Origin of the sequence: Candidatus Gorgyraea atricola (genome assembly GCA_030765235.1) — a bacterium.
Lineage (GTDB): Bacteria > Omnitrophota > Gorgyraeia > Gorgyraeales > Gorgyraeaceae > Gorgyraea > Gorgyraea atricola.
In genome coordinates, this window is record JAVCCW010000004.1 from 14,955 (window position 1) to 39,389 (window position 24,435).

Annotated in this window: 28 protein-coding genes; 26 read left to right on the top strand and 2 right to left on the bottom strand. The window is 42.1% G+C overall.

Features of this window, described 5'->3' with window-relative positions; all coding sequences use genetic code 11:
• Nucleotide 1 precedes the first annotated feature (1 nt).
• The 13 genes from P9L93_00885 (at nucleotide 2) to P9L93_00945 (ending at nucleotide 12,819) form a co-directional block, all read left to right on the top strand.
• Nucleotides 2-2,086: a glycosyltransferase gene (locus tag P9L93_00885; GenBank protein MDP8229638.1), complete on the top strand. Its 2,085-nt coding sequence runs from the start codon at nucleotides 2-4 to the stop codon at nucleotides 2,084-2,086.
• Entirely contained in the window at nucleotides 2,083-3,195 is a 1,113-nt protein-coding gene (locus tag P9L93_00890) for a glycosyltransferase family 4 protein (GenBank protein MDP8229639.1), read from the top strand. The genes P9L93_00885 and P9L93_00890 overlap by 4 nt, the downstream gene beginning before the upstream one ends.
• The gene (locus P9L93_00895) at nucleotides 3,192-3,959 is read left to right on the top strand and encodes a polysaccharide deacetylase family protein (GenBank protein ID MDP8229640.1); all 768 of its coding nucleotides are present in this window, start codon (nucleotides 3,192-3,194) and stop codon (nucleotides 3,957-3,959) included. The genes P9L93_00890 and P9L93_00895 overlap by 4 nt, the downstream gene beginning before the upstream one ends.
• Nucleotides 3,959-4,921, top strand: coding sequence for a lipopolysaccharide heptosyltransferase II (waaF, locus tag P9L93_00900; GenBank protein ID MDP8229641.1), 963 nt, complete (start codon nucleotides 3,959-3,961; stop codon nucleotides 4,919-4,921). The genes P9L93_00895 and waaF (P9L93_00900) overlap by 1 nt, the downstream gene beginning before the upstream one ends.
• Nucleotides 4,918-5,826, top strand: a complete 909-nt coding sequence (locus tag P9L93_00905; protein MDP8229642.1) for a glycosyltransferase family 9 protein — start codon at nucleotides 4,918-4,920, stop codon at nucleotides 5,824-5,826. Before waaF (P9L93_00900) ends, P9L93_00905 begins: the two co-directional genes overlap by 4 nt.
• An 86-nt stretch (nucleotides 5,827-5,912) precedes the next feature.
• Complete coding sequence (gene waaF / locus P9L93_00910) at nucleotides 5,913-6,908, top strand: lipopolysaccharide heptosyltransferase II (protein MDP8229643.1); 996 nt, start codon at nucleotides 5,913-5,915, stop codon at nucleotides 6,906-6,908.
• A 2-nt stretch (nucleotides 6,909-6,910) separates the two neighbouring features.
• Nucleotides 6,911-7,720 (top strand): DUF3108 domain-containing protein, encoded by an 810-nt coding sequence (locus P9L93_00915; GenBank protein ID MDP8229644.1) that lies wholly within the window; start codon nucleotides 6,911-6,913, stop codon nucleotides 7,718-7,720.
• 14 nt (nucleotides 7,721-7,734) lie between these two features.
• Nucleotides 7,735-8,682 carry a hypothetical protein gene (locus P9L93_00920; protein ID MDP8229645.1) on the top strand — a complete coding sequence of 316 codons (948 nt, stop codon included), beginning with the start codon at nucleotides 7,735-7,737 and terminating at the stop codon, nucleotides 8,680-8,682.
• The gene (rfaE1, locus tag P9L93_00925) at nucleotides 8,679-9,656 is read left to right on the top strand and encodes a D-glycero-beta-D-manno-heptose-7-phosphate kinase (GenBank protein MDP8229646.1); all 978 of its coding nucleotides are present in this window, start codon (nucleotides 8,679-8,681) and stop codon (nucleotides 9,654-9,656) included. The genes P9L93_00920 and rfaE1 overlap by 4 nt, the downstream gene beginning before the upstream one ends.
• 2 nt (nucleotides 9,657-9,658) lie before the next feature.
• Complete coding sequence (gene kdsB / locus P9L93_00930) at nucleotides 9,659-10,396, top strand: 3-deoxy-manno-octulosonate cytidylyltransferase (GenBank protein ID MDP8229647.1); 738 nt, start codon at nucleotides 9,659-9,661, stop codon at nucleotides 10,394-10,396.
• Entirely contained in the window at nucleotides 10,393-11,214 is an 822-nt protein-coding gene (gene kdsA, locus P9L93_00935; protein ID MDP8229648.1) for a 3-deoxy-8-phosphooctulonate synthase, read from the top strand. Before kdsB ends, kdsA begins: the two co-directional genes overlap by 4 nt.
• Nucleotides 11,208-12,167, top strand: coding sequence for a KpsF/GutQ family sugar-phosphate isomerase (locus tag P9L93_00940; protein MDP8229649.1), 960 nt, complete (start codon nucleotides 11,208-11,210; stop codon nucleotides 12,165-12,167). The genes kdsA and P9L93_00940 overlap by 7 nt, the downstream gene beginning before the upstream one ends.
• 136 nt (nucleotides 12,168-12,303) lie before the next feature.
• On the top strand, nucleotides 12,304-12,819 hold the full coding sequence (locus P9L93_00945) for an HAD-IIIA family hydrolase (GenBank protein ID MDP8229650.1): 516 nt from the start codon (nucleotides 12,304-12,306) through the stop codon (nucleotides 12,817-12,819).
• A gap of 2 nt (nucleotides 12,820-12,821) precedes the next feature.
• Here P9L93_00945 and P9L93_00950 read toward each other — a convergent pair whose 3' ends face one another.
• Together P9L93_00950 and P9L93_00955 are read right to left on the bottom strand one after the other, a co-directional pair.
• Entirely contained in the window at nucleotides 12,822-13,079 is a 258-nt protein-coding gene (locus P9L93_00950; protein MDP8229651.1) for a type II toxin-antitoxin system RelE/ParE family toxin, read from the bottom strand.
• Nucleotides 13,079-13,348, bottom strand: a complete 270-nt coding sequence (locus P9L93_00955) for an AbrB/MazE/SpoVT family DNA-binding domain-containing protein (GenBank protein MDP8229652.1) — start codon at nucleotides 13,346-13,348, stop codon at nucleotides 13,079-13,081. The genes P9L93_00950 and P9L93_00955 overlap by 1 nt, the downstream gene beginning before the upstream one ends.
• Before the next feature lie 200 nt (nucleotides 13,349-13,548).
• Here P9L93_00955 and P9L93_00960 point away from each other — a divergent pair, with 200 nt between their 5' ends.
• The 13 genes from P9L93_00960 (at nucleotide 13,549) to P9L93_01020 (ending at nucleotide 24,396) form a co-directional block, all read left to right on the top strand.
• Nucleotides 13,549-13,809: a response regulator gene (locus P9L93_00960; GenBank protein MDP8229653.1), complete on the top strand. Its 261-nt coding sequence runs from the start codon at nucleotides 13,549-13,551 to the stop codon at nucleotides 13,807-13,809.
• Entirely contained in the window at nucleotides 13,806-14,171 is a 366-nt protein-coding gene (locus tag P9L93_00965) for a response regulator (GenBank protein ID MDP8229654.1), read from the top strand. Before P9L93_00960 ends, P9L93_00965 begins: the two co-directional genes overlap by 4 nt.
• 10 nt (nucleotides 14,172-14,181) lie before the next feature.
• Complete coding sequence (locus tag P9L93_00970) at nucleotides 14,182-15,336, top strand: ATP-binding protein (GenBank protein ID MDP8229655.1); 1,155 nt, start codon at nucleotides 14,182-14,184, stop codon at nucleotides 15,334-15,336.
• A gap of 15 nt (nucleotides 15,337-15,351) precedes the next feature.
• On the top strand, nucleotides 15,352-15,717 hold the full coding sequence (locus tag P9L93_00975) for a response regulator (GenBank protein MDP8229656.1): 366 nt from the start codon (nucleotides 15,352-15,354) through the stop codon (nucleotides 15,715-15,717).
• Complete coding sequence (locus tag P9L93_00980; GenBank protein MDP8229657.1) at nucleotides 15,714-16,088, top strand: response regulator; 375 nt, start codon at nucleotides 15,714-15,716, stop codon at nucleotides 16,086-16,088. The genes P9L93_00975 and P9L93_00980 overlap by 4 nt, the downstream gene beginning before the upstream one ends.
• Before the next feature lie 11 nt (nucleotides 16,089-16,099).
• Complete coding sequence (locus P9L93_00985) at nucleotides 16,100-16,477, top strand: response regulator (GenBank protein MDP8229658.1); 378 nt, start codon at nucleotides 16,100-16,102, stop codon at nucleotides 16,475-16,477.
• Between the two features lie 142 nt (nucleotides 16,478-16,619).
• Nucleotides 16,620-17,819: a GAF domain-containing sensor histidine kinase gene (locus tag P9L93_00990; protein ID MDP8229659.1), complete on the top strand. Its 1,200-nt coding sequence runs from the start codon at nucleotides 16,620-16,622 to the stop codon at nucleotides 17,817-17,819.
• A 2-nt stretch (nucleotides 17,820-17,821) separates the two neighbouring features.
• Entirely contained in the window at nucleotides 17,822-19,501 is a 1,680-nt protein-coding gene (gspE, locus tag P9L93_00995; protein MDP8229660.1) for a type II secretion system ATPase GspE, read from the top strand.
• A 148-nt stretch (nucleotides 19,502-19,649) separates the two neighbouring features.
• The gene (locus tag P9L93_01000; GenBank protein MDP8229661.1) at nucleotides 19,650-20,867 is read left to right on the top strand and encodes a type II secretion system F family protein; all 1,218 of its coding nucleotides are present in this window, start codon (nucleotides 19,650-19,652) and stop codon (nucleotides 20,865-20,867) included.
• Nucleotides 20,868-21,057: 190 nt separating this feature from the next.
• The gene (locus tag P9L93_01005; protein ID MDP8229662.1) at nucleotides 21,058-21,285 is read left to right on the top strand and encodes a hypothetical protein; all 228 of its coding nucleotides are present in this window, start codon (nucleotides 21,058-21,060) and stop codon (nucleotides 21,283-21,285) included.
• Nucleotides 21,278-21,649, top strand: a complete 372-nt coding sequence (locus P9L93_01010; protein MDP8229663.1) for a type II secretion system protein GspG — start codon at nucleotides 21,278-21,280, stop codon at nucleotides 21,647-21,649. Before P9L93_01005 ends, P9L93_01010 begins: the two co-directional genes overlap by 8 nt.
• Nucleotides 21,646-22,050: a prepilin-type N-terminal cleavage/methylation domain-containing protein gene (locus tag P9L93_01015; protein MDP8229664.1), complete on the top strand. Its 405-nt coding sequence runs from the start codon at nucleotides 21,646-21,648 to the stop codon at nucleotides 22,048-22,050. Before P9L93_01010 ends, P9L93_01015 begins: the two co-directional genes overlap by 4 nt.
• Before the next feature lie 18 nt (nucleotides 22,051-22,068).
• Entirely contained in the window at nucleotides 22,069-24,396 is a 2,328-nt protein-coding gene (locus tag P9L93_01020) for a YfhO family protein (protein ID MDP8229665.1), read from the top strand.
• Nucleotides 24,397-24,435 lie beyond the last annotated feature (39 nt).

The following is a 24,435-nucleotide window of genomic DNA, read 5'->3' on the forward strand; positions in this document are numbered from 1 at the left end:
AATGAATATCTTACAAATATTACCAATGTTAGATGTGGGTGGAGTGGAGACAGGGACTGTGGATCTGTCTAAGGAGCTTATTAAGCGAGGGCATAAGGTCATTGTTGTATCTGGCGGCGGCAAAATGGTAAGTGAGCTTTTGGACATGAAGGCAAGGCATATCAAACTTCCAGTATATAAAAAATCCTTGCTTACAGTCATTGCCATGGTCAAGGCGCTGGAGCGGATTATAAAAGAAGAGCGTGTGGATATTGTGCATGCCCGTTCCCGCGTACCAGCTATTATCGCGTTCTTTGCAACACGGCGCACCAGCGCCAGCTTCATTACTACCGCGCATGGTTATTACTCAACGCATCTTTTGAGCAGGGTCATGGGCTGGGGCAAATTTGTAATCGTAGCCTCTAATGTTATAGGCCGCCATATGATAGAGGATTTTGGCGTGGCGCGCGAGAGGATAAGATTTATTCCAAGGGGAGTTGACCTTGAGAAGTTTAGATTTAACCCGATAGACGCATCGCGCCAGAAGACAGAATACAAGATAGGTATTATCGGCAGGATCACGCCTATAAAAGGCCATGCCTTTTTTTTACAGGCGATCGCAAGGGTGGTGCGCATATTTCCAAAGGCAAAGATATTGATCGTGGGAGACGCGCCTAAGGGTAAGCCTGAGTACAAGGAAAATCTAAAGGCATTGATACGAAAACTCAACATAGAAAAGTTCGTAGAGTTTTTAGGATCCAGGCACGATATACCTGAGATCATATCCGGGCTGGATCTTTTGGTGCTGCCGTCTGTGGGCCAGGAGGCATTTGGCAGGGTCATTATCGAGGCAGGCGCATGCGGCGTGCCAGTGATAGCGACTCGCATAGGTGGTGCTGTAGATATCATAGAGGATAAAAAGACAGGCATGCTTGTAAAGCCGGGCGACATAATGGAGATGGTGGATTCTATCGTGAAGCTCTTGAAGGATCGCAGCCTTGCTAGGGGCCTTGCGATCGAGGCGAGGAAAAAAGTTGAGAAGGAGTATAGCCTGATTCGCATGGCTGAGCGCACAATAAAGCTTTACGAAGAGGCATCCAGGAAGAAAAGGATCCTGGTGATAAAAATAGGCGCAATAGGTGATGTGATACTTGCGGTGCCGAGTCTAAGGGCGATCAGAAATAGTTTTCCAGACGCGTTTATTACAGTCCTCATAGGTACTGAATCCAGGCATGTATTGAAAAGGTGCCCGCATATAGATGATCTGATACTTTATGACAGGAGAGATAGAGATAGGGGAATCAGGGGATTGGGGAAGATCTCAAACATTGTGAAGCGCAAGGCCTTTGATAGGTCTTTTGATTTTCAGAATAATAGAGCCAGCCATATCATTGCATGGCTGGGCGCTATACCTAATCGTTTTGGCTATCGCAATAATAAGTTTGGATTTTTGCTAAATCATGGATTAAGGCATTTGAAGATCGATGCAGGGCCTGTTGAAGATCAATTCAGGGTGCTTAAACGATCAGGCATCAACACCATAGGCGTTTCTAAACGTCTGGAGGTATGGCCTACAAAAGAGGATTCTCTGTACGTGGAAAATCTTTTAAAGAATGAATGGGTGAGGGAAAATCAGATCCTGGTGGGTATTAATATTGGCTCGAGCTGGAAGACAAAGACATGGCCTTTAAAAAATTTAGCAAGGCTTTCAGATATGCTGGCTGCAAAGGACATCAGGGTGATTCTTACAGGATCAAAGAAAGAATCAGACCTGGCCGCGGATGCTATGAAACTAACGCATAGCAAGGTGATCAATATAACTGGAAAGACGACCCTGACACAGCTGGCAGCATTGATAAAAAAATGTAAGGTGTTTATTACAGGAGATAGCGCTCCTATGCATATTGCCTCGGCAATGGATGTAAATTTCATTGCGCTGTTCGGACCCACTGATCCCAGGAGGCATTTTGAGCCAACACCTAAAGGTATTGTGATACAAAAAAAGGTAAATTGCGGGCCATGCTACAAGGCCGAGTGTAAAAAGCATATATGTATGGAGAAGATCGGTGTGGATGAGGTTTTTAAATTAATTATGGGGAAGATATGAAGATATTATTAATTACTACACATTTAAATATCGGCGGTATTGGCACGTATACTGTCAGCCTGGCAAGGGCATTGAAGAAAAAAGGGAACGAGGTTTTTGTTGCCTCCAGCGGAGGGGTGTTATTATCTGATCTGGCAGCTAGCGGAGTTTCGCATATAAAGATCAACATGCTCACCAAATCAGAGTTAAGCCCTAAGGTCCTGGCGTCTATTTTTGAGCTCCGAAAAGTAGTCAAGAAAATGAACATAGATGTAATACACGCGCAGACGCGCGTTGCTCAAGTCATAGGATTTTTTGTCTCAAAATTATGCCGCAAGGCCTTTGTCACGACCTGTCATGGATTTTTTAGGCCAAAGATAGGAAGGCGGATTTTGCCTGCGTGGGGCGATCGCGTGATCGCGATAAGCGATGCAGTAGAAGGGCACCTGATAAAAGATTTTCATGTACGCAAGGACAGGATTTCCTTGATCTATAATGGGGTCAATGCCATGAAATTCCTCAAGGATTTTTCAAAAGAGGAAAGAGATGCGCTAAAGGATAAATTCGGGATCCGCAAAGACCATTCGATTATAGGCACAATAGGCAGGTTCACGCCTGACAAGGGGCAGGATGTGCTTTTGCACGCGCTTTTTGAGATATTAAAACAAAAGCCGAATGTTCAGCTTATTTTTGTCGGCGATGGCAAGGAGCGCTTAGAGATGATAGACATGGCGCAGCGTCTGGGCCTGTCAAACAATGTAATATTTGTAAAATCACAGATATCCACAGTCAATATTCTCTCTGTGATTGATGTATTTATGTTTACGCCGAAGAGAAAAGAAGGCCTGGGGCTCGCGCTTTTAGAGGCGCTTGCGGCAGGCAAGCCTGCAGTGGCTACAAATGTGGGCGGCGTCTCAAGCATTATCAAGGATGGTATCAATGGTTTTCTGGTCGAGCCTTCAAGGCATAAACTTCTGGTCGAGCCCACAGTGAGATTGTTAAAAGACAAGGCCCTTTATGAAAAGATGTCTCAGGCTGGCAGGGAGATGGTGATACAGAAATTTTCGATCAATGGCATGGCGGATAAGGTTGAGAAGCTGTATGGAGAGGTTTCGGAAAGTTACAAATGAAAAGATGGCGTCGTTTTGCAATCTTAATAGTCTTTGTAATAGCTGGATTTTTGTGGGCCAAAGAGCAGTATGTTGTGCCTGTTATTATGTATCACAAGATTAATGATAAGGCTGGGATTTCCAAATTAAACGTTACTCCGGAAAGTTTTAGAGATCAGATCTCTTTTTTAAAAAGGCACGACTATAATATTGTAAAACTTGAGGAGTTGGCTGAGTTAGTAAGAGAAAATAAAATCCCTTATAAGACAATCGCGATTACATTTGATGACGGATATGAGAATAATTACACATGCGCCTATCCTGTTTTAAAGGAGCTGGGGATCCCAGCCACGATTTTTATATCACCTGCGCTTATAGGCTATGAGGGATATTTGACATGGGATCAGATCATTGAGATGTCTGAAAGTGGCGTTATATCTATTGGCAGTCACGCGATGACGCACGCGTATCTGCCAGGTTTAGCAGAGCAGAAGTTAGATATAGAGATAGCTGATTCCAAGCGCGCAATAGAAACCCATATTAGAAAAGCGGTTTTTTCATTCAGCTATCCTATAGGCGCTTTTGATGATCGCGCAAAAGAAAAAGTCAGGAAAGCAGGGTATAGAATCGCAGTAGCCACTAATCCAGGGAACGATTATCCAGACCATGATCTCTTTGCGATGAAACGCGTGCGCATATCCAGGACATCGGATAGCATGCTCGTATTCTGGATAGAGACATCTGGGTTTTATACGTGGGTAAAGGAACATCGGGACGAGGACTGATGAAACGCATACTTATTGTAAATGTTAATTGGCTAGGAGATACGATTTTTGCAACACCATTCATAAGGGCTGTAAAAGAAAGTTCTCCAGGTTCTTATGTGGCTATACTTACGCATTCGAGATGTAAAGAGGTGCTTGAAAACAATCCCCATATAGACGAGATTATTACATATGATAGGGGCAAATTTTCACTTATTTTACACCTAAGATCGAGGCGTTTTGATACAGCATTTATATTGCGCAGGTCTTTGAGCAGGACCATACTTCTTTTTCTTTCAAGGATACCCAATAGGATAGGATACGACAGTAAGAAATCGGGATTCTTGCTGACAAAGAAAATAGCGTTGCCATCCAAGGATTTACACAGAGTAGAGCATTTTTTAGACATTGCAAGAGGTGTAGGCATAAGACCGAAAAGCGTAAATTATGATTTTTTCATTTCAGATAAAGACAGGGCTGAGGCAAAGAATATTTTAAAGGACCTGGGAATTAAAGATAATGAAGATTTTATAGTGCTAAATCCTGGCGGCAACTGGGATTTAAAGAGATGGCCTGCTAAAAACTTTGCCATGCTGGGCGATAAGATAGATATAAAGGTGATTTTGGCTGGCGCAGAAAAAGATATAAAACTGTGCCAGGAGATTGCTAGTATGATGAAGAAAAAACCAATACTTATTTGCGGCAAGACAGATCTAAAGACGCTTGGCGCAGTCTTTGAAAGGGCAAAAAAGGTCGTGTCCAGTGACTCTGGGCCCATGCATATCGCAGTAGCAGTAAATTCAAGCGTTGTCGCGTTATTTGGCCCAACATCGTCTCGAATAACAGGCCCTTACGGGGACGGCGATTACAGGATTTTACAGAAGAAGATAGATTGCGAGATCCCATGTTACAGACTTTCATGTAAGGACAATAAATGTATGAGCAATATAAGCGTCAATGATGTGGTGGAGGCGATTTCATGAAGATCATTTTTATTACGCTCAGTAATATAGGGGACGTGATCTTGACCTTGCCGGTCTTAACCGCGCTAAAGGATAATTTTCCTGGAGCAAAGATAGATGTCGTGGTCGGGCCAAGGCCAAAGCATGTCTTTGCCAAAGATCCTCGAATTAATAGGATCTTTACATACGATAAACACGCTTCCTTAAAAGATAAGATAGCCTTTGTGAGCAAACTAAGGAAAGAAAAATACGATCTGGCAGTGGATATGAGAAATAGCCTCCTGCCTATTTTAATCGGCGCTAAAAAAAAGACGCTTCTTTTTTCTAAAAATAAAAAGATACATAAAAGATCAGCGCATTTAGAAAAATTGAGCAGTTTCGGAATAAAATATAAGAATAAGCAGAACATCTATATTTCTGATGAAGATAAAAGATTCGTAGATAAGCTGCTCGAGGAAAATGGGGTTAAAAAAGGGGATGTTATTTTAGGTATAAGCCCTGGATCCCGCAGTTCCCTGAAGCGATGGAGCGCAGATGGATTTATAGAGGTAATAAATGAGGTGTTGAGGCAAGGAAGGTATAAGATTGTTCTTATAGGAGAGTCTAATGAGAGGGTATTTTCTCATAAGGATGTTATTGACTTAACTGGCAAGACAAATCTAAATCAACTTTTTGCATTAATAGAGAGGATGCAGCTGCTTTTGACCTGTGATAGCGCTAGCTTACATATTGCATGTGATCTGGGTGTGAAGGTCATTGCAATATTCGGGCCAACAGACGCTCGCGAGTATGGCCCTACAGGCAAAGACGACGTAGTCATACGCAAGGATCTCAAATGCAGTCCATGCAAAAAGGCACTTTGCAAATTCAACCACGAGTGCATGAGCCAACTTAGCGCCCAGGAGATAACTTTACATTTAAGGTAAGACCTTAAATGTAAAGTAGGCCGGGTTTAAACCCGGCCTACAAGAGGGGTTGCGGGGATGCCAAGTGTCAAGTTAAGGCAAAGGATATGAGGATACTTGTTATCAGGACAGATAGGATTGGGGATGTGGTGCTTTCTACGCCTGCGATTACAGCGATACGGAAGGCCTATCCGGACGCGTATATTGCTGTAATGGTCTCTTCGCAGGCCAAAGAGATCGTAAAAGGCAACCCATATATAAATGAAGTAATCGTATATGATAAAAAGTGTATTTTTCATGCGTTGCGCTTTGCGAATTGGTTAAGGGAAAAGAGATTTGACCTGGCGCTAATTCTACATTCTACAAATAGGGTAAATCTGATAACCTTTTTAGCAAGGATTCTAAAAAGGGTAGGATATGCACGAGGCAAGATGGATTTTCTTTTGACAGATAAGCTGGAATACACGAAGCGGCTCGGAGAAAAGCACGAGGCAGAATATTCTCTGGATGTATTGCGTTCGCTCGGCATAGATGTAGAGTCCTCTCCTTTAGTTGTGCCAGTTAACAAGGAGAATGAAAAACATATTGAGGAGTTGGGATTAAAAAAGGACGGGAAGTTTATCGTGATCCATCCAGGAGCGAGTCATATCTCAAAGATATGGCCTGCTGAAAAATTTGCAAAGGCAGCAGATATCTTGATCGAAAGATTTAGCGTGCAGGTAATATTGATTTCAGGCCCTCAACAGGTCAATATAGGAGATAAGGTCAGGTCTTTGATGAAAAATAAACCTATCTTTTTGTGCGGTAAAACATCGGTCGGGGATCTGGCAGCGCTTTTTAAGAGAACGAAGCTATTTATATCAAATGATTCCGGACCAGTTCACATAGCGTGTGCAATCGGCACACCTGTAGTCTCTATTTTTAGCAGAAACGAAAGGGGCCTGAGTCCTAAGAGATGGGGGCCGCTCGGAACCAAAACCGCAGTGCTTCATAAAGATGCGGGTTGCGCTCCTTGCCTCGCGCATAATTGCAAAAAAGGTTTTTTGTGCCTTAACTCTATCACTGTGGAAGAACTTATTGAAAAGGCAGGTAAATTTCTATGAGAGTGAGATCGATTTTAATATTTCTTGTTATATTTTTGACATTAGGATGTGGTTCTGCGACAAGATATAGGATTATAAAGAGCTCCGAAGAGGTCGAGATAAAGGCCCCAACAAAGGAATTGCATGTGGGCGAAAAACTTACCTATAAGGCAGAATGGCTTGGCATGGATGTTGGTATTGCCACATTGTCTGTGGAGGGGATCACAGAGCGCAACGGCCGCAAGGTCTATCATATACTTGCGTTGGCAGAGAGCACACCTATCATCTCAAAGATATATAAGGTAGAAGACAGGGTCTCTACCTATATAGATGTAGAAGAACTTTATCCTGTGAGATTCGAAAAGAAACAGCGAGAAGGCGGCTATCGCTCAGACGAATACACAGATTTTTATCAGGAAAAAGGTAAGGCAGTATATTTTTCGAGACTCAACCACAGCAAAAAAGAATATGATATACCTAAGAGGGTGCAGGATACATTGAGCTGTATGTATTATCTTAGGTTGCAGGATGTAGAGATAGGAGGTTCGGTTTTTGCAGACGTGATCGCGGATGAAAAGAATTATCTCCTGGAGGCCAAGATACATAAGAAGGGTATCATAAGTATTAAAGATGTAGGTGAGTGGGAGGCCTTTATGGTCGAGCCGTTGCCGTGGTTTCAGGGAAAGATCAAGCGCAAGGCAAAGGCCACTATGTGGTTTTCAGCAGACGAGAAAAGGATACCGCTTTTAATGGTGACAAGCGGTATACCGTTTGTGGGCACTGTTAAAATAACGCTTCAAAAAATAGAGTATATTGACACTGAAAAGAAGTAATGTTAGAATAGCATATGCCTAAAGATAGACTTCAGATAGATTTAGCTAAACTCAAGACCTATCCTATATCAAAGAGGAAGAGCAAGGTCCGGCACCAGGATTTTGCAAAATCCCCTTCTAAGGACGCGTCTTTCTCTGATTTTTTAAAGACCCTTCCTAACATACTTGCTGGCAATAGTTTCAGAGAAGTCGTGGACGCGATTGTCTCGGCGCATAAAAAGAAAAAACCTGTAATAGTAATGATGGGTTCTCACGTAATAAAATGCGGGCTTAATCCAGTTATCATAGAGCTCATAAAGAAAAAGGTGATTACCGCTATTGCGCTGAATGGCTCTGGCGCGATACATGATTTTGAGATCGCACTTATTGGCAAGACCTCAGAAGATGTCGAAGTCTCTCTCGAGGATGGAAGTTTTGGCATGGTAAAAGAAACAGCTCTTTATCTAAACGGTGCGTTCGGCGAGGCAGTTGAGCGCGAGATCGGCGCTGGCCAGGCAATAGGCCGGGTGATAGAGGAAGAGAAATTGTCTTTTAAGAATTTGAGCCTTTTGTATAATTGTGTAAAACAGAATGTGCCGGCCACTGTGCATATTGCAATAGGTACTGACATCATACACCAGCATGCGAGCTGCGATGGAGCGAATCTAGGAGAGGCCTCGCTCAGGGATTTTCATGATCTTATAGAAGTGGTCTCAATGCTTGGTGATGGCGGAGTGGTATTAAACATCGGTTCCTCAGTGATTTTACCAGAGGTATTTTTAAAGGCCTTGAATGTAGCGAGAAATCTCGGTCATAAGGTCAAGAATTTCACCGCGTGTAATTTTGATATGATAAATCATTATAGGCCTTATCAGAATGTGGTGAAGCGCCCTATAAAATCAGGCGGCGCAGGCTATACCATTATTGGCCACCACGAGATAATGATACCACTTCTCGCCCAGGCGATTGTTGAAAAACTATGAAGAAGAAAGATAAATTCAAAAAAATTATATCAAAATTTTCCAAGGCAAATGTCTTAGTGATAGGCGATTTGATCCTGGATGAATTTTTATGGGGCGATGTATCAAGGATCTCGCCAGAGGCGCCGGTCCCTGTTGTGCGAGTGAAGTCAGAGTCATTTATGCCAGGTGGCGCGGCAAATGTGGCGAATAATATTCACGCGCTTGGCGGCAAGGCATATCTGGCAGGCGTAGTGGGCATGGATGAGCGCGGCAGGATCCTTACAAGTGAACTCGCTAAGAAGGACATGGATGTAGAAGGCATAGTTATTGACGGTGAAAGGCCTACTACATTGAAGACAAGGGTTATAGCGCATCATCAGCAGGTCGTGAGGATCGACAAGGAAAAGATGGATGGCCTGAGCAGTGGCCTGATCGAGCAGATCACTGATTATGTAAAAGAGATAATATGCAATATCGACGCTATCATAATAGAAGATTATGGCAAGGGTGTTGTGACGCCGAAGCTCCTGCAGGAGGTCTTGAGATTGGCCAGACGGCATAAAAAAATAGTGACAGTGGATCCCAAAGAAGAGCATTTTCATTATTATAAAGGTGTCTCAGCGATTACTCCGAATCACCATGAGGCAGGGCAGGCAGTCGGGATAAAGGCAAAGGATGCAGAGAGCATTGCCAGGATAGGCAAGGTATTGCTTAATAAACTGAAGTGCGAGGCAGTATTGATGACGCGCGGCGAGGATGGCATGCAGCTTTTTGAAAAACAGGGCCGCGTTACGCATATTCCAACATTTGCGCAGGATGTGTTTGATGTCTCAGGCGCAGGCGATACAGTGATAGGCACTTTTACTTTGGCGCTTGCAGCTGGCGCAAACATGGTTGATGCAGCGCGCATCTCGAACACCGCAGCAGGTATTGTCGTAGGCAAAGTCGGCATTGCCGTGGCAACACAGGAAGAGATTCTTGCGAGGATGAAATAATTATGGAAGCAATCGGCATAATTCCAGCTAGATTTGGGGCAACAAGGTTTGAAGGCAAACTATTGGCGGATTTCTGTGGTAAGCCAGTGATCCAGCATACATGGGAGAATGCCAGGAAGTCAAAAGCAATCGAAGACCTTATAATAGCTACTGACGATAAGCGGATCTATAATGTTGCTAAAGGGTTTGGCGCAAAGGCCATATACACGTCAAAGGCACACAAAAGCGGTTCAGATAGACTAACCGAAGCAGTCGCATCTATTGATGCAAATATCGTGGTGAATATCCAGGCAGATGAGCCACTCATGCATCCTGCAATGATAGATGATGTAGTTGATGCTATTCAAAAAGATAATACAATACAAATGGCAACACTTTGTCATAGGATCAGTGACGAGCACGAGCTTTTAAATCCGAATGTCGTAAAGGTAGTATTTGACCGAAAGGGTCTTGCACTATACTTTTCGCGCGCAGCTATACCATATGGTTCGCGAAATACTAATAACTACAAGCACATTGGGCTTTACGCTTATACAAAGGATTTTCTTTTTACCTTTAAGAGTTTGCCGCAGTCAAGGCTTGAAAAAATAGAAAAATTAGAACAGCTCAGGGTGATCGAGAATGGTTATAAGATAAAGGTGATAGAGACAAAACATGATACTGTTGGCATAGATACGCCTGAGGATCTGGTCAAGGCAACAGAGCTTGTAAAAGGATCAAGGCAGTTGAGTTTCTTATGACAAAAGAGATAAAGATAAAAAACATAAAGATAGGCGCTAAGAATCCTATTGCCTTGATTGCAGGGCCTTGCGTGATAGAGAGCGAGAAGCACGCGGTAGATCATGCAAAGGCAATAAAAGAGATCTGCGAAAAACAGGAGATACCTTTTATTTTTAAATCCAGCTATGACAAGGCAAACCGCTCGAGCATAAATTCTTATAGAGGTCCTGGCGTTACTAATGGGTTGGAGATTTTGGCAAAGATCAAAAAGGATCTTGGCGTACCTGTTGTGAGCGATGTTCATTGCAGGACTGAGCTAGCGGAGGCAAAGAAAGTTTTGGATATGATCCAGATACCTGCATTTTTGTGCAGGCAGACTGATTTTATTATGGAGATCGCAAAAGCAGCCAAAGTAGTGAATATAAAAAAGGGCCAGTTCCTGGCACCGTGGGATATAAAAAATGTTTTGGAAAAAATCGAATCCGCGGGAAATAAAAATATAATTATTACAGAGCGCGGCACCACATTTGGTTATAATAATCTTGTAAGTGACATGCGCTCATTGCAGATCTTGGCCAAGTATGGATATCCTGTAATTTATGATGCAACTCACAGCGTGCAGCTTCCAGGTGGCGAAGGCGTTGTTTCTGGTGGAGAGCGGCAGTTTGTATCAGGCCTTGCACGTGCAGCAATAGCCATGGGCTGCGACGGCCTATTCCTCGAGGTTCACAAAGATCCAGACAAAGCCCCCTGCGATGGACCGAATATGATTGATTTAAAAACACTAGAGAAATTATTGAAAGAAATAAAAAAAATAGATAAGGTTGTGAAATGTTGAAAAAACGCGCAAAGCAAGTTCTGAAAATCGAAGCGGATTCTATTAGACGTCTTTCTTCTCGCATAAACAAAGATTTCGAGAAGGCAGTTAAGCTTATCTTTGCCTGTAAAGGCCAGGTAGTTGTAACAGGCATGGGCAAGGCTGGTATTATTGGCAACAAGATCTCAGCCACACTTGCCTCCACTGGCACGCCTAGCCTGTGGCTACATTCAGGAGAGGCGATTCACGGTGATCTTGGCCGCGTAAGAAAACAGGATGTTGTGGTTGCTATCTCAAATAGCGGAGAAACAGAAGAGATTGTACGACTTATCCCAAATATAAAAAAGCTCGGCGCAAAACTTATTGCCATAACAGGAAATCCGCGTTCAACCCTTGTCAAGAATAGCGATGCCACACTTGATGTATCCATAAAAGAAGAGGCGTGTCCCTTAGGCCTTGCGCCAATGGCAAGCACCACTACCATGCTTGCAATGGGCGATGCGCTTTGCGCTGCCTTGATCGACAAGCGAGGTTTTAAAAAGACGGACTTTGCGTTTTTACATCCTGGCGGAAGCCTTGGAAAGCAGCTTCTTCTAAAGGTAGAAGATATAATGCGAAAAGGCGCTCAGAATCCAATAGTAAAAGAAAATGCCAAGGTAAAGAGTGTACTTTTAAAGGTTACAAAAGCCCGTGCTGGAAGTGCCACAATAGTTGATGCAAATGGAAAACTCAAAGGCATATTTACAGACGGTGATTTAAGAAGACACCTGGAAGAAGGGCATGACCCTTCAAAGAAAAAAGTAAAAGACATAATGACAAAAAATCCAAAGGCCCTGAGAAAAGGCCGCCTCGCAGTAGAGGCGCTCAGGATTTTGCGAGAACATAAGATAGACGAGATCCCAATAGTAGATGAAAAAGGCCGCGCAATAGGCCTGGTGGATGTGCAGGATCTTCTAAAGGCAGGACTTGTATGAAATCCCAATACTACCAATACTACCAAATCCCAAATAAATCCAAAATCCCAAATCCCAAGACATGTTTGGGATTTTGAAATTGGGATTTATTTGGTAGTATTGGTATTTATTGGGATTTGGGATTTTTCATGATGTTATGATAGAAGAAAAAGCAAGAAAAATAAAGCTATTAATCCTCGACGTCGATGGTGTATTGACCGACGGCCGTATCGTATACGACAACTTTGGCGATGAGCTGAAGTTTTTCAATGTAACCGATGGCCTGGGCGTATTTCTTCTTCGTAAGGCTGGCATAAAGACAGTCATCATAACTGCTAAAAAAACCAAGGCAGTGCTAAAAAGGGCAAAGGATATGCGCGTCGCAGAAGTGTATTCAAATCACCATAAACTTGGCATCTACAAAAAGGTCTTGAGAAAATTCCACGTAAAAGACGAAGAGGTCTGTTTCATGGGAGACGATCTACTTGACCTACCCCTAATAAAGCGAGCAGGCCTTGCAGTTTCACCTCCAAATGCAGTAGACGAGGTAAGAAACCTCTCTCACTACACCACCCAAAAACACGGTGGCAAAGGCGCAGTCCGCGAACTCATCGAGCTAATCCTCAAATCCCAGGGTCTCTGGGACAAGGCAATCTCCGCATATACAAAATAATTTTAGGGGTTGCGCAGCAAGTCGTGGGTACCTATTTTTCTTAAATAGGCAGTATTGTTTATCCTCTGGTACGTTATTCTGTAATTATTAGAAACTCTGATCTCATATATATCTTTTTGGCCTACCATTTTTTTATGCCCCAGAGATGGATGTGAAGGATTTTCTTGAAGGAACTCTATGGCCTTTTTGGCCTTCTCTTTGATTTCTTCAGGGAGTTTTTTGTAGAGCCTTATGAATGTCTGGGTGGTTTCTATGTGCATTACTCATCCAGTTTCTTAAATAGTTTTTTGAGATTTTTTGTCTTTGTGACACGGCCTTTTTTGATATCCTCATGGGCTTCAGACTCTTCCTTTTGCCACTCGGGTGTATAAAAATAGGCCTGGTCCTTGGGTATTACAATCTGCGGTTCTAGCACGATTTTCCTGTCCTTTACTCTTATATCGAGATAATCATTGATATGAAGATGGAGGTTTTTTATTACCTCTCTAGGCAGGGCAATCTGGTAGTTTTGCCCTAATTTCCTTAACATGACAACCACCCCTCTTTCCATATCAATTATACCATATTTTCATATTTTGTCAATATATTAAAATATTATATTCTCTCATCAGTGATGAGAGTTTTGACTAATCCCTTATATATAGACACATCTCGAGGCCCATTTTCTTTCAAGAAAATAAAATATTTTTCCCTGACCTTGTAGAAATATGGATTATCAGGTAAACTTATATGACTGCGCTTAATAAGGCAAGGGGCGAGAAGCCTGACTTAATCATAATGGACTTAATGCTTCCTAAGCTGGATGGTTTTAAGGTGAGCGCTATGCTTAAGTTCGACGAAAACTATAAAGATATACCTATAATAATACTCACTGCGCGTGCTGGTGAAACAGATAAGAAAAAAGGCAAGGACGTGCATGCAGACGCTTATATAACTAAGCCGTTTGAGCCAGAAGCGCTCTTAGCAAAGATAAAGGAGCTATTAAAATGAGAAAGATTTTAATTGTTGATGATGAAAAGGATTTACTCGAGACCCTGGCGTATCGTCTAAAGAGTAGCGGCTACGAAGTTATTACTGCGGGAGACGGCCAGGAGGGCATGGATAAGGCAAAAAAAGAGCGCCCTGATCTGATCATACTGGATTTTATGCTGCCTAAGATGCCTGGCTATGATGTGTGTAAGGCCTTAAAGTCCGACGAGAAATATAAAAAGATACCAGTGCTTATGTTTACAGCGCGGGCACAGGAAACAGACGAGGAAAAGAGCAGACAGGCAGGGGCCGAGGCATATATAACAAAGCCGTTTGAATCCAAGGAACTTCTCGCTAAAATTAAAAAACTACTAGGGGAATAGAGAGAGGATCATGAAAGAGTCGCAGAGAGAAATTCGAGAGTTAAAACAATCACTTTTAAGGGCGAATAAGGATATTGAAAAGCTCTCTAAGGTAAAGTCGGATTTTGTATCAATAATCTCGCATGAACTGCGTACGCCGCTTACCTCTATAAAGGAAAGCGTATCTCTGGTGTTAGAGGGAGTCACAGGTCCCCTCAATGAAGAGCAAAGGAAGTTTTTGAGCATAACAAAGACTAATATAGACAGGCTTGTAAAGATCATAACTGATATACTTGATTTTTCAAAATTAGAATCAGGCAGGATCACCATGCATCGCAGAAAGGAAAATATAAATAGGCTCATAGAGGGTGTATATGGTAGAGTAAAGGATGTGGCAGGCAAGAAGGGCCTTGCGTTCTCGCTGGATCTTTCAGGAGAATTGGAGCCGACGTGGCTTGACCTTGACAGAATAACTCAGGTCTTGAATAACTTAGTGTCTAATGCGATAAAATTTAATAAAGAAAAGGGAGAGATAAAGATATCCAGCACTAAAGAGATCGTAGGCGACAGCGAATCTATAAAGATCATTGTGGAGGATACAGGCGCTGGTATTTCAAAAGAGAATCTACCAAAGCTTTTTAAGGAGTTTAATCCTCTTGATGCCAGCATGACACGTTCTTACGGAGGCGTAGGACTTGGACTTGCTATTTCAAAAAGCATAGTACGTCTTCATGGCGGAAGCATATGGGTTGAGTCTGAAAAAGGACTTGGCAGCAGGTTTATTTTTACATTACCCGTCTACAAAAGGAATAATGAATTTAATTTTCTGTTGGACTGGGCAATAGAGAGGGCTAAGTATAATGATCTGAAGCTCACATTAATAATCTTCGGACTTAAAAATCCCAAAGACGCGAACGAGAATACACTCGCGGAATTGGAAAAAACAATCCAATCCGCAGTGAGGGGGCCTGAAGACAAGGTGGTAAGGTTTGACGATAAGGACTTAATCGCTGTAATGGCGGGTACAGACCTTGAGGGCGCTGAGAAGATATTAAAGAGACTGAAGAAAAAGGTTAAGGCCCCCCTTAATTTCGGCATAGGGACTTATCCTGACAAAACGCAGGTAAAAGGAGAGTTGATAAAAGGGATAGAAAAAGAATTGAAAGACAAGAAGAATATTCTTTGAAAAGTGGAGGGTGGCATGGATAAGAAGAAGGTATTAGTAGTCGATGACGACGTTGATTTATTAAAAATGCTGAAGTTGCGGATGGAGACAGAGGGATATGAATTTATGAGCGCCCAGAATGGCGAAGAGATGTTTAATATTATCAAGATCAAAAAGCCTGACGTGATATTATTGGATGTCATGCTTCCTAAGATGGATGGTTATACTGCCTTAAGAGAGATGAGAAAAGAAGAGAAGTATAAAGATATACCGGTCATTGTTTTAACAGCAAAGGAGAAGAGGAAAGTCGGGGATCTCTTTGCGCTTGAGGAGATAGCGTTTTTTGTAGAAAAACCTTTTGAAACAAGGGATTTATTACAGAAAATAAGGAGCTTATTATGACAGACAAAAAAACAATACTTATAGTAGATGACGAGGATGATTTAAGGAGTATGTTGAAGTTTCGCCTCGAGGCAGTAAATTATGAAGTTTCTGAAGCAATTGATGGCCAGGAGGGCTTGAACAAGGCCAGGACTGAAAACCCGGATTTAATAGTGCTGGATCTGATGCTTCCCAGGATGGATGGCTACAAGGTCTGCAGGATGCTTAAATTTGACGAGAAGCATAAACATATACCTATTATTATGTTTACTGCCCGCGCAACAGACAAAGATAAAAAAGTCGGCGAAGAAATGGGCGCGGACGCGTATATAACCAAGCCCTTTGAACCAAAGGTGCTGGTGGATAAGATAAAAGAACTTTTAGAAAAGTAGAGGAGGAGAAGATGGCAGGTATACAGAAGAAGATTCTAGTAATCGACGATGAAGAGGACATGCAGAAACTTTTAAAGGTGAGGCTTGAGCAGGAGAGTTTTCAGGTAGTAACAGCCGGCGATGGGGATATCGGATTGAAGACAGCAGAACAGGAGCTGCCTGATCTGATCATCCTGGATATCATGATGCCCAAGGTAGATGGGTTTAGCTGCTTAAAAGACATAAGAAAGCTTCCAAAGACAAAGGATATCCCTATTCTCATGTTAAGCGGCAAGGAAGAAGAAAAGGTCAGGGACTTATTTGCCTTTCAGAAGATCAGTGGATATATTGAAAAGCCATTTGAGCTGGACGATTTAATTACTAAGGTAAAAGAGATACTTAAGATATGAAATCCCAATACTACCAATACTACCAAATCCCAAATAAATCCAAAATCCCAAATCCAAAACCATGTTTGGGATTTGGAAATTGGGATTTATTTGGTAGTATTGGTATGTATTGGGATTTGGGATTTGTCAGATAGGACTATATATGGATACGAAAGTTTGGAGCGAGATAATTAGGGATATAAATGCGCAGTTGGACCTGGATGCGTGCTTGAAGACTTCCATGGAGAAGGTTTCTGACTTATTGTGCGTGGAAAGAGGTTCATTGATGCTGTTAGATAAAGAGAACCAGGAGCTTTCTATTAGGGCAGCAAAGGGCCTGAATGAAAATATTATCAAAAAGGCCAAGACTAAGGTAGGAGAGGGCGTTTCTGGATGGGTTGCGAAAAATAAAGAGCCTCTTCTTATAAAGGATATAGCCAGGGATAAAAGGTTTCGCAGAAGAAGCAAGGGTTATCATAATAATTCTTTATTGAGCGTGCCGCTAGTGGCGAACAACGAACTCCTTGGCGTTATTAATGTAAATAATAAGGCATCGAAAGAGACCTTCCAGGAAAATGATCTCGATATCTTAAAAGAGATGGCCTCGCATGTTTCTGGAGCGATCGATAAGTCTTTGAAGTATGAGGAGATAAAAAGATTGAGCCAGCTAAAGCTGGATTTCGTAGCTACGGTCTCGCATGAATTGCGCTCGCCTCTTACGTCGGTAAAAGAGGCCATGAATATTTTACTCGACGGGCTAACAGGGGAAGTAGATCCTAACCAGAAAAAGTTCCTTACTATTTCAAAGAGTAACATAGATAGAGTCTTGCGCCTCATAGAAGAACTTTTGGATCTTTCCAGGCTCGAGGCAGGTAAGGTTGATACAGAAAGAAGTTTCCAGGATATATGTGTCGTGGCAAAAGAGGCCTATGAGACCATGAAGATAGACGCTGACAAAAGAGATGTAAGACTTAAGTTGGATCTGTCGCATAAGAAATTAGAGATGTGGTTTGATCGCGATCAGATCGAAAGGGTATTTACAAATCTCATAGGAAATGCCATCAAGTTTACGCAAAATAATGGCATAGTTAATATAGAATTAGAAGATCTGGGAAAATTTGTAGAGGTGAGTGTAACAGATAACGGCCCTGGCATAGCAGAGAATGACCTCAATAAGGTATTTAATAAGTTTTACACAGTCAGCAAGGCAAAATCTAGCGGCATGAAGAGCACTGGCTTAGGACTGCCTATTACAAAAGAGATAGTCGAGGCACATAGGGGTCGGATCTGGGTGAATAGCAGAGTGGGTAGAGGTTCGAAATTCTCGTTCACGCTGCCGAAAGACATACGTACTGAGAGGTAATAATGGCAAAAAAGACTGTAGAAGAGATTTTGATAGAGCGTTCTCTTCTCACACAGGAACAGCTTAAGAAGGCAAAAGAGGATTCTAAGAAAAAAGGTATTGCCTTGGGTAAAATCTTGCTGCGTTCAGGTATTGTGAATGAAGATGATTATACTCAGGCTATGTCAGAGATCTTAGGGATGCCATATATCGATCTTAGTAATTATTTAGTGGATGCTAACATCCTAAAGCTTATTCCTGAAAGTGTGGCGCGTAAGCACAAGGCCATCCCTACCTTTAAAATAGGAACCAGCCTTACTGTAGCTATGTCAGATCCAAAGGATATTATGGCCATAGATGATCTGGCACGTCGGTCCAAATGCGAGATAGAGCCTGTATTGGCCAGCCAGAGCAGTATCTTAAATGCAATAGATCAATATTATGGCGTAACAGGTTCAGTGGATGATGTGATAAAGGATATTGATAAAGGAAAAAAGAAAAAAGGCCCACAGGTCGAGGTAGATTCAAAAAAGCTTGCTGAAATGGCAGAAGAGGCACCTGTAATAAAGCTCGTGAATCTTATAATCATGCAGGCAGTAAAGGATAGGGCGAGCGACATACATGTAGAGCCAGAGGAAGACAGCCTAAAGGTGCGCTTTAGGGTCGATGGAGTACTGCACGAGATGTTTTCACCGCCAAAGCATTTGGAGTCAGCGCTTCTCTCTCGAATAAAGATACTTTCTAGAATCGACATAGCTGAGAAGAGAAAACCCCAGGATGGACGCTTTAATATAAAGGTAGAAAACAGGAATGTGGACCTCAGGGTGTCGACCTTCCCTACCATATATGGTGAGAATATTGTAATAAGGATCTTAGATAAAGGTTCTGTCTTGGTTGATCTGGATAAGCTTGGTTTTTCTAAGGATATGAAGAAACAGTTCGAGGTATTGATAAAGCGGCCGCACGGTATAGTCCTGGTGACAGGGCCTACTGGCAGTGGTAAGACCACCACGCTTTATTCAGCGCTTTCTACAATTGATTCAGAAGAGAAAAACATTATTACTGTGGAGGATCCAGTAGAATATCACCTGGGTAGGATCAGGCAGTCACAGGTAAATGTAAAGGCTGGCCTTACCTTTGCTTCAGGCCTTCGCTCGATCCTTAGGCAGGATCCTGACATAATAATGGTAGGAGAGATACGCGATAAAGAGACAGCGGAGATCGCTGTGCAGGCAGCAATGACAGGCCACCTGGTTTTTAGCACGCTTCATACAAACGATGCTGCAGGTGCATTGACGCGACTCGTAGATATGGGAGTGGAGCCGTTTTTGATCTCGAGCTCTGTCATAGGTATCCTGGCGCAGAGGCTTGTAAGGGTGGTTTGCGAGAAGTGTAAACAAGAGGATAAGCCATCAGAAGAAATTTCAAAAGGCCTGGGTATCATGCAGGAAGGTAAGCTGTTCAAAGGCAAAGGCTGCAATGCCTGCAAGAATACTGGATATAAAGGAAGGATCGGGATATTTGAGCTGTTAGTCATGAATGAAGACATTAAAAAACTTATTGTAGCTAAGGCCTCAAGCGATGTCATAAAGAAAAAGATCATTGAGGCAGGCATGAAGACGCTACGCAGTGATGGCCTGGACAAGGCAACAAGAGGCATTACCACTGCGGATGAGGTAATCAAGGCTACACAAGAGGAATAAAGGCAAAGGCCGAGAATAGGCAGATTTTAATCTGCCTGTTTATGAAGGCCTTAGTCGCCCACCTCTGTAGGCCAGGTTTAAACCTGGCCTACAGAGGTGGGCGACGTTGCGACAAATATGTAGGTCACACTTTAGTGTGACAATAACAATGCCAAACTTCAAGTACAAGATCCGCGACAAATATGGCCGGGCCTCTACAGGCACGATAGAGGGCGAGTCTAAAGAGGCAGTGGCAGCGCATTTTAAGCGCATGGGCTATGCGCCTACCTCAATAGAAAAGGCCGGACCCACCTTAAAGAAATTTAACCCCTTTGAAAGATTTTTTCGTCGGGTAAAATTAGAAGAGCTGATTGTTTTTACGCGACAGCTAATGACGCTGCAGCGCGCAGGCGTGTCAATACTGGTCAGTCTCGAGGCCATCCGCGAGCAGGTCAATAATGCCTATTTTAAAAATACCATCAATGAGATCTCCCACACAATAGAGGCAGGCAAATCGCTTTCAGATTCGATTGCTAAGTTTCCTGATGTATTTTCCGATATCTATATCAATATGATACGCTCAGGCGAGACAGCTGGCATCCTGGACAATATCTTGGATAGATTAGCCACTCTCCTCGAGCATGAACTTGACATAAGGATGAAGATAAAGCAGGCAACGCGCTATCCATTGCTCGTAATAGCAAGCATCTGTATTGCATTTCCCGTGGCAATCATGTTCATTATACCTAAGTTCAGCACGCTTTTTGCAAGGTTTGATACCCAGCTCCCGCTTCCTACGCGTATACTCCTGGCCTTGAATTTTATGTTAGTCAATTACTGGCCGCTTGTTATTGTCGGAGTCGTTGTTTTAATAATAGGATTTAGATATCTAATCAATACCAATCTTGGCAGGGCTATCTGGGATAATATTAAATTAAAAATCCCTGTTTTTGGCCCGCTTATCTTAAAGATCTCAATGTCGCGATTTTGCAGGATGACAGCTACGCTTTCTGCAAGCGGTGTCCCTATAATAAATACGCTGGAGATCGTTAAAGAGGCGGTTGGAAATAGGATCATCGCGAATTCAGTTGAGAATATCATAAATGGTGTTAGTGAAGGCGAGGGCATAGCAGCTTCAATGAAGGTGACCAGCCTTTTTCCTTCTATAGTGATACAGATGGTGAAGATCGGAGAAGAGACAGGTAAGATAGACGAATTGCTTATGAAGGTCTCGGATTATTATGATGAGCAGGTAAATTATACGGTCCAAAACCTCACGGTCTTGATAGAGCCGATACTGATATTTATAATGGGGATCATGGTTTTGATCCTGGCATTGGCGATATTTTTGCCCATGTGGAATCTGATCTCACTTTTTAGACATTAAGTGAGGACATGAGTTACGACAATCTAAGATTGTCGTAACTCATAAGTCCGAACTTACCCCGCACCTTTTTGTATTCATGCTTTTCTTTAAAAAGCGTGAATGGTCAAAAGGTGCGGGGTCAAATTCGGCCAAATCACTTACGTCAATCTTCGATTGTCGTAAGTGATGGCCTCATTTGAGAAGGCACAAAATGACTTTTCTAATAGTCTCAGGGACAATAGCACTAATCTTTGGTATTTTATTATTGGTATCTCCAGATGGAGTAAGAAAGATGAATATGAAAGTCAGTAGGATGATGAGTAATATAGATAATTTTGTCTGTCAATATAATCAGGGTATTGGGCTGTGTCTCGTATGCTCAGGCCTGACAATACTTTTTATTGCGTATTATTTGTATAAGACCGGGGCCCATGTTTGATAATAAGCTGGGCAGGAGCTTAATAGAGATCACCTTTACTGTACTGGTTATATTTATTATCTCAGCTGTATTTACTAGGTACTGGATTGTAAATCTTAAGGAGGCACGAGAGGTTACGCTTGAAAATCAATTGACAAACATCAAATTGTCATTAGAATTGTATATGATATTGGAAGGTAGGCACCCTGAGGATCTGAGAGAGCTTGATAAGAAGTACAAGTTAAAAATAGACGACAGTATATACGAAAGAAGGTATTTAGACGATCAGTTTTTTGACGAAGGAAGATATCCTGTGGATCCATATGGCCATAGGTTCCTGTACGACAGTAAAACTGGGAGTGTAAAAAAAGGAGGCAAGAAATGAGGAATAGTAAAGGTTTTACATTAATTGAACTCGTAATGGTGATTGTCATACTTGGTATCTTAGCAGCTATTGCTATTCCCAAATTTGTAGATCTACAGACTATGGCAAAGGATAATGCTACAAAGAGCGGACTGGGCGCTATTCGCTCAGTAATTGCCATTCAGTATGCAAAGAGCGCCACCTCTGGCACTGCTGCATTCCCTTCTGCGATTACAACGGATTTATTTGCGGATGAGAGGATTCCCACTAATAAGTTAAACGATGCTACAGGTGTAGTTGCTACAACTGCTGCACCAGGAAGCGCCACAGCCACATCTGCAGATTATGGATGGTGGTATATATCAGCATCTGGCAGGGCAGGCGCATATTCTGACGGAACAAGCGAGACAGACGACTGGTAAAACGCGGATTAAACGGATTTGAAACGGATTAACACAGATATTAGATGGGGATGGTGGAAAGATACTATCCCCATTTCTATTTTAGCAGTATTTACGGTTTTATTTTTCTCTGATATATTTTTTGGAAACAAAATCTTTATCCACCGCGACCTTTTAAGATTTTTTTATCCCCTAAGAGAATTTAGCGTAACGCAGTTTAAACTCGGCCAGATCCCGCTATGGAATCCGTACATACATTGCGGCAGTCCTCACCTGGCAGAATTTCAGACCTGCGTATTTTATCCCTTCAGTATAATCTATCTGTTATTTCCTTTTGCGAAGGCCTTTAATTATTTCATAGTATTTCATGTGTTCTTGGCAGGATTCTTTACATATCTTTTGATGAGGCACTGGAGCTACTCTAGGTATGCCTCGTTTTTGTCAGCGTCGGTATTTATGGTGAGTGGATACACCATCTCTGTAATAAATCTTCTGGCCTCGCTCGGCTCAGTAGTATGGCTACCGCTTATAATTTTATTTTACGATAGAAAGAATTATATATGGACTGGGATCTGTTTGGCTTTTATGGTCTTAGGCGGCGGCGAGCCAGCAATTATCTTTGGTACGATTTTAATATTGTTATTTCTAGGTAGGCATAAAGCCCTTTTAATATCTTTGCTTGTCGCCATAGGGCTTACTGCTTTTCAGATTTTACCATTTATTGAATTTTTATTTCATTCCTCACGGCCTAGCATGGCATTTAGTGAAGCAGCTATGTGGTCGCTCCCTCCGTATGCGCTTCTGGATCTTCTTGTACCCTATTTAAGTGAAACAGATTACCTTTATAAGGATTATTGGACGCGGCAAAGTTGGCTTTTGGTTTATTATATGGGGTTGTTTAGCATTATCTGCGCCTTCATATCTTTGAAGTTTAACACCACAAAGAGAAGAAAGGCGTTTTTTTATATTTTAGCAGCTGGTTTAGTACTTTCTTTTGGGAAATACACGCCAATATATTATTTATTGTATAAACTCATGCCAGGTTTTAGCCTGTCGCGATACCCTATAAAATTCTTTTTCATGGTGACATTTTCTCTGGCAGTTTTGGCAGGTATGGGGTTGGATTATTACAGGCAGAATGTTTTAGCGCTAAAAAGATTTTTGAAAATAGGCTTGGCCATAGGATTTATATCATCGATTCTGTATCTTTTGATAAATTTAAACTTCGTAGAGATCTATAGCTTTTTTTACAACGAGGTATTGGGTTTTATAGATAAAAAAGCAGAACTTGGTCAGCTGGTATGCGTGGGTCTTTACAATATAAAAAGGGGTTTTGGTATTTTAATGCTTTTGTTGCTTTTGATGTTTTTACCGTCGAGGAAAAAGATAGGATTAAATATAGCTTTGCCGATATTGATCTTTATATCGCTAATAGATATTTTTACAGCAAATAAAAATCTCTATCTGAATATGGATACTAATGATCATCTGCGGCCTGGAGAGAGTATAGAGTTTTTGAAAAAGGACAATGACCTATTCAGGATATTCGATTCTCCTGCAACCTTGAGACAAAATACCTTTGTTCCAGAAAGGGATTATTTCGATGGCGTGACAGCTTTAAAGAAAAGGATGGTGTCGAATAGAGGTGTTAGCTTTGGCATATATGATGCATATGGGTATGGTTCGCTTTACAATAAAAGACACGATCAGGTGATAGAAGCAATAACAGAAAAGGATTTGCCTACTGAGACAAATCTATTAGACCTTTTGAATGTAAAATACGTGATCTCACCAAAGGATTTTGAGGCTAGTGGATACAGGCTGGTCAAAAAGGGTGAAAAGGCAAATATCTACGAGAATGAAAATGTGCTGCCGCGGGCGTTTCTCGTGGATAAGGCAGTGGTTATTAAGGACGAAAAAGAGATCCTGGAGAAACTGACGAGCAAAGACTTTAAGCCGGAAGAAGAGGTGATTTTAGAAGAGGGACCCCGTACCAGTCGCTTCGCTCCGGTACGGGGCAGGCAAGGGAAGGTTAGGATTTTGGATTATAAGGCTAATCAAGTTATTGTAGAGGCTGAAGTAAGCAGTCCAAAGTTTCTTGTATTGAGCGATTCATATTATCCTGGATGGAAGGCGTACGTGGATGGCAAGCAAACAAAGATCTACAGGGCAGACTACATCTTACGCGCTGTACATCTTGAGCCAGGCAAGCATACTGTAAAATTCATATATGACCCATATTTATTTAAGATAGGAGTAATAATAACATTTATAACACTGATAGTGATTATGTTGTCATTGCGAGGCTGGCGAAGCCAGCCGAAGCAATCTCATGAGATTGCTTCGTCGCTTCGTTCCTCGCAATGACATATGATGCTCTAGGTTGACTTTTTTAGGGGTATGGGG

Excerpts from the sequence above, each read along its gene's own strand:
- P9L93_00885 (MDP8229638.1), top strand. The coding sequence starts at position 2 with ATGAATATCTTACAAATATTACCAATGTTAGATGTGGGTGGAGTGGAG.
- P9L93_00890 (MDP8229639.1), top strand. The coding sequence starts at position 2,083 with ATGAAGATATTATTAATTACTACACATTTAAATATCGGCGGTATTGGC.
- P9L93_00895 (MDP8229640.1), top strand. The coding sequence starts at position 3,192 with ATGAAAAGATGGCGTCGTTTTGCAATCTTAATAGTCTTTGTAATAGCT.
- waaF (MDP8229641.1), top strand. The coding sequence starts at position 3,959 with ATGAAACGCATACTTATTGTAAATGTTAATTGGCTAGGAGATACGATT.
- P9L93_00905 (MDP8229642.1), top strand. The coding sequence starts at position 4,918 with ATGAAGATCATTTTTATTACGCTCAGTAATATAGGGGACGTGATCTTG.
- waaF (MDP8229643.1), top strand. The coding sequence starts at position 5,913 with ATGAGGATACTTGTTATCAGGACAGATAGGATTGGGGATGTGGTGCTT.
- P9L93_00920 (MDP8229645.1), top strand. The coding sequence starts at position 7,735 with ATGCCTAAAGATAGACTTCAGATAGATTTAGCTAAACTCAAGACCTAT.
- rfaE1 (MDP8229646.1), top strand. The coding sequence starts at position 8,679 with ATGAAGAAGAAAGATAAATTCAAAAAAATTATATCAAAATTTTCCAAG.
- kdsB (MDP8229647.1), top strand. The coding sequence starts at position 9,659 with ATGGAAGCAATCGGCATAATTCCAGCTAGATTTGGGGCAACAAGGTTT.
- kdsA (MDP8229648.1), top strand. The coding sequence starts at position 10,393 with ATGACAAAAGAGATAAAGATAAAAAACATAAAGATAGGCGCTAAGAAT.
- P9L93_00940 (MDP8229649.1), top strand. The coding sequence starts at position 11,208 with ATGTTGAAAAAACGCGCAAAGCAAGTTCTGAAAATCGAAGCGGATTCT.
- P9L93_00945 (MDP8229650.1), top strand. The coding sequence starts at position 12,304 with ATGATAGAAGAAAAAGCAAGAAAAATAAAGCTATTAATCCTCGACGTC.
- P9L93_00950 (MDP8229651.1), bottom strand. The coding sequence starts at position 13,079 with ATGCACATAGAAACCACCCAGACATTCATAAGGCTCTACAAAAAACTC.
- P9L93_00955 (MDP8229652.1), bottom strand. The coding sequence starts at position 13,348 with ATGTTAAGGAAATTAGGGCAAAACTACCAGATTGCCCTGCCTAGAGAG.
- P9L93_00960 (MDP8229653.1), top strand. The coding sequence starts at position 13,549 with ATGACTGCGCTTAATAAGGCAAGGGGCGAGAAGCCTGACTTAATCATA.
- P9L93_00965 (MDP8229654.1), top strand. The coding sequence starts at position 13,806 with ATGAGAAAGATTTTAATTGTTGATGATGAAAAGGATTTACTCGAGACC.
- P9L93_00970 (MDP8229655.1), top strand. The coding sequence starts at position 14,182 with ATGAAAGAGTCGCAGAGAGAAATTCGAGAGTTAAAACAATCACTTTTA.
- P9L93_00975 (MDP8229656.1), top strand. The coding sequence starts at position 15,352 with ATGGATAAGAAGAAGGTATTAGTAGTCGATGACGACGTTGATTTATTA.
- P9L93_00980 (MDP8229657.1), top strand. The coding sequence starts at position 15,714 with ATGACAGACAAAAAAACAATACTTATAGTAGATGACGAGGATGATTTA.
- P9L93_00985 (MDP8229658.1), top strand. The coding sequence starts at position 16,100 with ATGGCAGGTATACAGAAGAAGATTCTAGTAATCGACGATGAAGAGGAC.
- P9L93_00990 (MDP8229659.1), top strand. The coding sequence starts at position 16,620 with ATGGATACGAAAGTTTGGAGCGAGATAATTAGGGATATAAATGCGCAG.
- gspE (MDP8229660.1), top strand. The coding sequence starts at position 17,822 with ATGGCAAAAAAGACTGTAGAAGAGATTTTGATAGAGCGTTCTCTTCTC.
- P9L93_01000 (MDP8229661.1), top strand. The coding sequence starts at position 19,650 with ATGCCAAACTTCAAGTACAAGATCCGCGACAAATATGGCCGGGCCTCT.
- P9L93_01005 (MDP8229662.1), top strand. The coding sequence starts at position 21,058 with ATGACTTTTCTAATAGTCTCAGGGACAATAGCACTAATCTTTGGTATT.
- P9L93_01010 (MDP8229663.1), top strand. The coding sequence starts at position 21,278 with ATGTTTGATAATAAGCTGGGCAGGAGCTTAATAGAGATCACCTTTACT.
- P9L93_01015 (MDP8229664.1), top strand. The coding sequence starts at position 21,646 with ATGAGGAATAGTAAAGGTTTTACATTAATTGAACTCGTAATGGTGATT.